We start from the raw sequence: 514 nt of genomic DNA, 5'->3' as shown, positions 1-514 counted from the left end.
GTTGTTTGACTTTGAATAAACTTTATAGAATTATTGTCATAACAATAGCGATGATGATAACGATAATAAAAGAAACAATATTAAATATTTGAGGAACATTTCTTTTTAATTTCGCAAACATAAATTCAATACCGCTTATAACAAGGAAAATAAAAATAGCAGGTAAAGCAACTGTATCCATCTTTATTATCTTATTAGAAACTAACATTAATGCTACGAATATAATAATGTAAACGAAACTCATACAAGTTGCTAGACTTATAGAATTTATTATAGTTTTTGAATTTGACTCATTCTCAGTATTCATTATAATATCCTTCCTATGTATCTTTTGATTAAAATGTACAGTTATTAACGACACCATCGATACCTATAATTTCCGCGCCAACTAATAATCTAGCTGTTTCTCTCATTCCACCTAAAACCTTTACAACTTTATAAGCTTTACTAGCAGGTATAATGGCTGCTGAGAGATATCCAGCACATTTTATAACTTGCCATGCTTCTCCCCAAA

The 514-nt window shown here is 29.0% G+C and carries 1 protein-coding gene; it reads right to left on the bottom strand.

Annotated elements, in window-relative coordinates:
- Positions 1-22 precede the first annotated feature (22 nt).
- A complete protein-coding gene (locus tag ACF91D_RS31645) occupies positions 23-307 on the bottom strand; it encodes a hypothetical protein (RefSeq protein ID WP_039069303.1) in 285 nt (94 codons plus the stop codon).
- Positions 308-514 lie beyond the last annotated feature (207 nt).

It is taken from the genome of Staphylococcus sp. 231237_7MaSpsaltlick (assembly GCF_043107035.1).
The sequence above is the reverse complement of the archived record's forward strand: the minus strand, read 5'-3'. Positions and strand labels throughout refer to the sequence as shown.

Coding starts and splice junctions, on each gene's coding strand:
- ACF91D_RS31645 (WP_039069303.1), bottom strand. CDS start 307: ATGAATACTGAGAATGAGTCAAATTCAAAAACTATAATAAATTCTATA.